Source organism: Paraburkholderia sp., assembly GCF_034668105.1.
Taxonomy (GTDB): Bacteria; Pseudomonadota; Gammaproteobacteria; order Burkholderiales; family Burkholderiaceae; genus Paraburkholderia.
The window spans coordinates 1-6629 of sequence record NZ_JAXDPY010000444.1 but is presented as its reverse complement, the minus strand read 5'-3'; the positions used below and the strand labels follow the sequence as shown (position 1 = coordinate 6629).

Here is a 6629-nt window from a genome sequence, read left to right as displayed (position 1 = left end):
GCCGTTAAAAACAAGTCAATGAAAACGATTTCCAGGCCGTTATTTTTCAAACCGGCTGTGCAGCCCGGCGGAGTGCCAGTTGTTGATGCCGCACCAACAGCACACTCAACCCAATACACACGAACATCTGACACGCGTTGATCGCGAGGCTGAACTGGAATGCGTGCGCATACGCATCCGGCGTCACGCGGCCGCCAAGCACGCCGAAGAACGCGCCGCTGATGGCCGCCGTGCCGAACGCCGAGCCGATCTGCAAGGTCGACGACACCACGCCCGAGGCCAGCCCCGCTTTCTCCGGCGCGACTATGATGGCCATGCCGGAGGCGAGCGGCGTCCAGTGCAAACCGGTTTGATCTCATTGCCGCTGGCGATTTCTTCGTCGCCGGTAGTCACTGGATAGAAAATGCGCGGCAAAAAAATCGGGAACGTGAATGACGATGAATAAGACATGACAGCCGGCGGCCTGGCTACCCTGCCAACCGGCCCTGCATGGAGTCTGCAGTGGATGAACTGCTCGCTCAGCTTTCGAGCTTCGCATCCATCGTGATGGTGGCGTTCAGCACCTTGGAAACCGGACAGTTCGCCTTGGCGTCCGCGGTGGCCTTCTCAAACGCGGCCTTGTCGCCGCCGGGGATTTTCACAGCCACATCGAGATGCACCGCGGTGATCGCAAACCCGCCGCCGTCCTTATCCAGCGTGACCGCTGCCGTGGTGGCGATACGTTCCGGCGTGATGCCCGCCTTGCCCAGTTCGGCCGATAGCGCCATCGAAAAACAACCCGCGTGCGCAGCCGCAATCAGCTCCTCCGGATTCGTGCCGATGCCGTCCGCGAAGCGCGTCGCAAACGAGTACTGGGTGTCCTTGAGCACGCCGCTGTCGGTGGAAATCGAGCCCTTGCCGTCTTGCAGGCCGCCTTGCCAGACTGCTGATCCCTTGCGCTTCATCGCTCTCTCCTTGTTTGCCCTGCTTTGCGCCGCTGTACAACCGCCACACAACCGCCGCTCCACTCTGTTGACGCTGATGACACTGTTGACGCTGTTGACGCCGCCCGCAACGGTCCAGCCCGGGTATTTGCGGTATCGGCATCGGTTGTGCGTCCCCTCGGAGGACTTGCTTCAGGACGTATCGCGCGGCGCTGCAGGCGCGGGATGGACCGAACCTCATCATAGGCGCTTCCGTGTGCCAGTGTCGTGACGATGCCGAGAGTCCTCGCAAAAGACACCGGCGCCCGCGGAAACCGCCTGCACCGCCGGCTACTCGGCGAACGGCAGGCTCTGCTGCCCCACCGCCCGCATGTCGAACACGTTCAGCGTCATCGCGACCAGCGCGTAGTAGCCCAGCAAACCCACCAGATTGATCACCACCTGATGACCGAAACGCTCAACCGCCTTTGTATAGGTCACATCCGACACGCGTTTCGTGTCATACAGTTCGCTCGCGAAGTCATGGATCAACGCATCATCGGCGTCCGCGAACGCTGGGCGTTGACCCTCGCGGATCGCCTCGGCGTCCGCTTCGGTCACACCCGCTTCCAGCGCGATCGGATAGTGGATATACCACTCGGCCTGCGCCTGCCAGCGCGCCGCGGTCACCAGAATCGCCAGTTCCGACAAGCGCAGCGGCAAGCCCGTGCGATAGCGGCAAAACGCGCCGAGACGCTGCGCCTGCTGCGCCAACTCCGGGCTATGAATCCAGCCCAGAAACGGGCCATTCAGATTGCCGCGCGGACCGGACAGGATCTCGTCGAGCACGGCCTTCTGTTCAGGCGTGGCATCGGACAGTTCGAAGTGAGGCAGACGCTGGGGCATCGCAAATCTCGCAGGAATGGAAAGGGTCTCAGACGACGGCCAACGCACCTTCGATCGCATCGGCAAGGCGGCTGACGATCTCGTCGATGTCGCGCGCGGTGCAGATGAACGGCGGCGCCAGCAGCACATGATCGCCGATCTTGCCGTCCACGGTGCCGCCCATCGGATACACCATCAAGCCGCGCGCGAACGCTTCGCGCCGGATCGCCGCGTGCAGTTTCAGCTGCGGGTCGAATGGCGCGCGGGTAGCACGGTCCTGCACCAGTTCAACGCCGACAAAGAGGCCGCGCCCACGCACGTCGCCGATATGCGGATGCTGCGCATAGTGCTCGCGCAGCCGGCCGCGCAACTGTTCGCCGCGCGCCTGCACGTTCGGCAGCAGGTGGTCGTCGGCAATCACGCGTTGCACTTCGAGCGCCGCGGCGCAGGCGGTGGCGTGGCCGATATAGGTATGCCCGTGCTGAAAGAAACCCGAGCCGCCGACGATCGTCTGGTAGATCCGCTCGCTCACCAGCGTCGCGCCAATGGGCTGGTAGCCGGCGCCGAGCCCCTTCGCGATCGTCAGCAGGTCCGGCGCGATGCCGTCTTCCTCGCAGGCGTACAGGTAGCCCGTGCGGCCCATGCCCGACATGATCTCGTCCAGAATCAGCAGCACGCCGTAGCGATCGCAGACCGCGCGGATCTTGCGGAAATACTCGCGTACCGGCGGCACCGCGCCGGCCGTTGCGCCCACCACCGTTTCCGCGACGAACGCGGCCACCGTGTCGGCGCCGAGTTCGAGGATCTTCCGTTCGAGTTCGTCAGCGAGACGCTGCGCGAACTGCTCCTCGGTTTCGTCCGCGCCCTGCTCGCGGTACGCATAACAGGGGCTCACGTGATGCGCTTCGATCAGGATCGGCAGGAACGGCTCGCGCCGCCACGCATTGCCGCCGATCGCCAGCGCCCCCAGCGTGTTGCCGTGATAGCTCATTCCTCTCTATTGGCGACAGCGGCTCAGGCGCCGGTCCGCCCGGCAGACATGCAGGGAGGCGACGACTCGCGTTCACTCAACAATCGGTACGTATTTATACGACACAACAACATTTGTTGTCAAACGACGCGACAATGAAGCAAACGGCGCGTCGATGCACCGCGGCAAATATCGGCGTGGCTCAGACGACAAGCATCAAGGCACGTACGCGCCCTTGTCATGCAGCGATTGCTCGGCGATGCCGAGTTGCTCGACGGCATCCGCCCCTTCCAGTGCGAGCAGATGCGCGACCAGTGATTCGGAAATCGCCGTGGCCGCCACCAGCGAAGGAAAAAACGACGGGCTTTCGTGCGAAAAGATCAGCACCTTGTCCGCATTCAGCGCGATCGGAGAGACCGCGCTGTCCGTGATCGCGATCAGCTTGCTGCCCTTTTCCAGAGCGGCTTCGGCCACGCGTACCGCTTCGACTGAATACGGCGCGAAACTGATGACGATAGTGGCGCTGTCATGCTCGAGCGTGCGCAGTTGCATCTCCAGTGTGCCGGCCTCGCCGTTGAGCAACGACACCGACGAACGGAACAGCCGGTAACCGTAGACAAGACCGAACGCGACCGCATAACAGGAGCGAAAGCCTGCGACATGCACATGCGGCGCACGCCGCAGCAGGCGCGCCGCTTCCACGATCACGCGACCGTTATGCGCGGCAGTGACTTCGAGATTGTGTCGTTGTGCGACCAGCAGATCGTTGGCCAGCGCATCTTTCGATTTGACGAGCGAACGGGCGCGGCTGGTGAGCGGCTCGGGCCGCGTACGCACACGCGCAACGAACAGATTGCGTAATTCGTTCCAGCCGGGGAAGCCCAATTGCTGCGACAGACGCACCAGCGAGGCCGGTTGCACCTGAGCCCGCTCAGCTATTTTGCGCATGGACAAGACTGCGACTTCGTCGGGATGATCGAGCAGAAATCCCGCTCCCATCTGGAACTGCGGACTCAGTTCGGAGAAGCGCGCCCGGATCAGGGCGGCGAGCTGGTCGAAACTGTCTGGCATGCGATATACCGGGCGAACGGTCGATAAGGATGACAACAAATGTTACCACCCGGTGTATCGCATCCAACAGAACTTCCGGCATGCATTTCATGCCTCGCGAAAGGGCGGAGCTAGAGAAGCGCGACCACCCGCACATCGCCCTGCTCGGCCGACGCGACCACCTTCTCGCCGATCCGCCGGAACGTGATCGACACCGACGAATCGCCCACCTTCAGATCGCCGACTTCGAGCCAGTCGATGCCTTCCGGCAGCATGGGTTGTTCGATGACCACTTCGCGCCGGGCCGCATCGATCGTGATGCCCAGACACGCTTCGAGCATCATGAACGGCGAGCCCGCGGCCCAGGCTTGCGGCAGACACGCGACCGGATAGGCGGTGGGCGGCTCGCCGCGCCGGCGCGGGAAACCACAGAACAGCTCCGGCAGCCGCATGTCGAAATTGACTGCCGCCTGGAACAGCGCCTGCAACAGCCGCACGGCCGCTGCCTTGCCGCCGTAATGCGACAGGCCGCGCGCACAGAGTGCGTTGTCATGCGGCCAGACCGAGCCGTTGTGATACGCCATCGGATTGAAGCGCGCCTGACTCGCGGCCAGCGTGCGCACGCCCCAGCCGGTGTGAAACAGCGTGGAGTCGAGCGCACGCACCACCGCTTCGCCACGCTCGCGCGAGGGCAGACCGAAGGCCAGCAGATGGCCTGCATTCGACGCCATCACGCGGCACAATTCACCGTGACCGTCGAGTGCGATGCCGTAGAAGCCGGACTCTTCCATCCAGTACTTTTCTTCGACGCACTGACGGATTTTCTTCGCGCGCTCACTGTATTGCTTCGACTGATCGTGCAGGCCACGCAGCTTGGCGAAGTGAGCCATGGTGTCGAACGCGGCACTCGCATAGGCCTGTACTTCGACGAGCGCGATCGGGCCGTCGGGAAAACGGCCGTCGGCGTGGAAGACCGAATCGTGGCTGTCTTTCCAGCCTTGATTCGCGAGACCGCCATCGGACTCGCGCTGATAGTCGAGCAGACCGTAACGGTTCTTGTCGCAGACCCCCGCGACCCACTGCGCCGCGCGTTCCAACGCGGGCCACAATTCGTCGATCAGCGCGAGGTCGTCCGTGCGTGCCGCATAGGCGCCGGCGAGCACGATAAACAGTGGCGTGGTGTCGACGCCGCCGTAGTACAGCGCGAACGGCACTTCGCCGGTGGCGGCCATTTCGCCCTTGCGCATCTCGTGCATGATCTTGCCGGGCGCGGCGTCACGAAACGGTGAATTTTCGCGCGCCTGATGTTCGGCGAGAAAGCGCAACACGCCCGCGGCCAACTGCGGCTGCAACCAGAGTGTCTGCAACGACGTGATGACCGCATCGCGCCCGAACGGCGTTGAGAACCACGGGATGCCGGCATAGGGATAGGGGCCGGTGCCGAGATCGGTAGTCAGAAGTCCCAGGTCGGCAAGCGAACGATCGATCCACGCGTTGAAGAGCGGATTGCTCGAACGCACCCGGGCGGTGACGCGGCGGCGTTCACGCATCACCAGGTGGGCGTCGACCAGTGCGGCGCGCACGGCGGCGCGGCCCACGCGTGGACGCTCCGCATCGATTTGCGACAGATGGGCTTCGCTCACTGCGTGAGTGGGCTGCGCGACGCCCGCGGCCGGCTTGTCGGCTTGCGCGACCACCTGCACGGAGACGGACAGATAGATCGACACGCAGGCTTGCGCGGGCAGTTTGACGGTGTAGTCGGCGCGATCGGCGAAGAGCTTGTCCGGCTCCGGCGAGAAGGCGATCCGCACGTTGCGCGCCACGTCGTCGAGACCGATATAGCCGAGCAGCACCTCGCGATTCTCGACGCGCGCCGGTTCGACGCGGCCCTGTTTGTTGCGTTTGAGGCCGCGCACTTCGAACATGTCGCGGAAGTCGCTGGCGAAGGAAATGGACAGCGGCACGACGGCGTCGCTCGTGCCGTAGTTGGTGAGTTCGATAGCTTCGTTAAGGACGGTGCCCGAAAGCACGCGCACGCGTTCGACGTGGATCACGCCTTCGGGCGTGCTGTCGCCGCCGAGCGGCGGCAGGGGGCGATTGGTCAGATGCGCGGTGAAGGAGGTGTTGTCGCTGCTGACGCTGCCTGACAGCAACGAGGGCGCGCGTCCACCGAAGGTGAGGCGCAGGCTCGACAGGACGCGGGTGTCGTTGACGAACAGGCCGTCGTCGTGGCCGGTGATATCGCCGAGGGGATCGTTGACAATGAAGGTGTCGCCAGACTTCAGCACGTGCTGGGTGGCGCTCGCGACGTTGAGGTTTTCCGTCGGGATGAATGCGCCGTCCGGCTCGGGTTCGCGGTGGTCGATTCCGCCCGAGTGGGACAGGCCGCCGAGGGCTTCTGGCTGCTGCATCAGGGTCGCTCCTATCATGTTCGCTTTCGGTTTCGGTTCGCTTTCGCGTGCCGCTGGTGGTGCCCGGTCGCTTCCGATTGTAGTGGGTCTGTCCACGTCAGACGAACTTATCGGTGGGGAGTTTCGGGTTTTTTGGTGGCACGGGACATGCAGAGGGTTTTTGCCTGTTTGGCGCTTGGTTGGATGTGCTGGTTGCCTGCGGCGGTGGGGTTTTGTTGATCGGGTTGCCTAGGGCGTCGGCATTTCCTTGATCGGGTTGCCGTTCGGCGCTGGGTTGTCTCGTTGCCTATGGCGTTGGGTTGTCTCGTTGCCTATGGCGTTGGGTTGTCTCGTTGTCTACGGTGTTGGCCTTTCCTTGATTTGTTATTGGTCTATTAGCGTCGCCCCTGTGCGGGGCGGGCACCTACTTTT

General features: G+C 63.5%; 4 protein-coding genes and 2 pseudogenes. All 6 read right to left on the bottom strand.

Annotated features, from left to right (window positions below; genetic code table 11):
* Positions 1 to 46: 46 nt before the first annotated feature.
* A pseudogene (locus QOC89_RS19920) lies at positions 47 to 304 on the bottom strand (MFS transporter); the annotation flags it as partial.
* 214 nt (positions 305 to 518) lie between these two features.
* Positions 519 to 944, bottom strand: coding sequence for an OsmC family protein (locus QOC89_RS19915; protein ID WP_323046594.1), 426 nt, complete (start codon positions 942 to 944; stop codon positions 519 to 521).
* Between the two features lie 309 nt (positions 945 to 1253).
* Positions 1254 to 1808, bottom strand: a complete 555-nt coding sequence (locus QOC89_RS19910) for a carboxymuconolactone decarboxylase family protein (RefSeq protein ID WP_323046593.1) — start codon at positions 1806 to 1808, stop codon at positions 1254 to 1256.
* Between the two features lie 28 nt (positions 1809 to 1836).
* A pseudogene (locus QOC89_RS19905) lies at positions 1837 to 2784 on the bottom strand (aspartate aminotransferase family protein); the annotation flags it as partial.
* 189 nt (positions 2785 to 2973) lie between these two features.
* Positions 2974 to 3828, bottom strand: coding sequence for a MurR/RpiR family transcriptional regulator (locus tag QOC89_RS19900; protein WP_323046592.1), 855 nt, complete (start codon positions 3826 to 3828; stop codon positions 2974 to 2976).
* Positions 3829 to 3938: 110 nt separating this feature from the next.
* A complete protein-coding gene (locus QOC89_RS19895; RefSeq protein WP_323046591.1) occupies positions 3939 to 6218 on the bottom strand; it encodes an amylo-alpha-1,6-glucosidase in 2280 nt (759 codons plus the stop codon).
* Between the last annotated feature and the right edge of the window lie 411 nt (positions 6219 to 6629).

Coding starts and splice junctions, on each gene's coding strand:
- QOC89_RS19900 (WP_323046592.1), bottom strand. CDS start 3,828: ATGCCAGACAGTTTCGACCAGCTCGCCGCCCTGATCCGGGCGCGCTTC.
- QOC89_RS19915 (WP_323046594.1), bottom strand. CDS start 944: ATGAAGCGCAAGGGATCAGCAGTCTGGCAAGGCGGCCTGCAAGACGGC.
- QOC89_RS19895 (WP_323046591.1), bottom strand. CDS start 6,218: ATGCAGCAGCCAGAAGCCCTCGGCGGCCTGTCCCACTCGGGCGGAATC.
- QOC89_RS19910 (WP_323046593.1), bottom strand. CDS start 1,808: ATGCCCCAGCGTCTGCCTCACTTCGAACTGTCCGATGCCACGCCTGAA.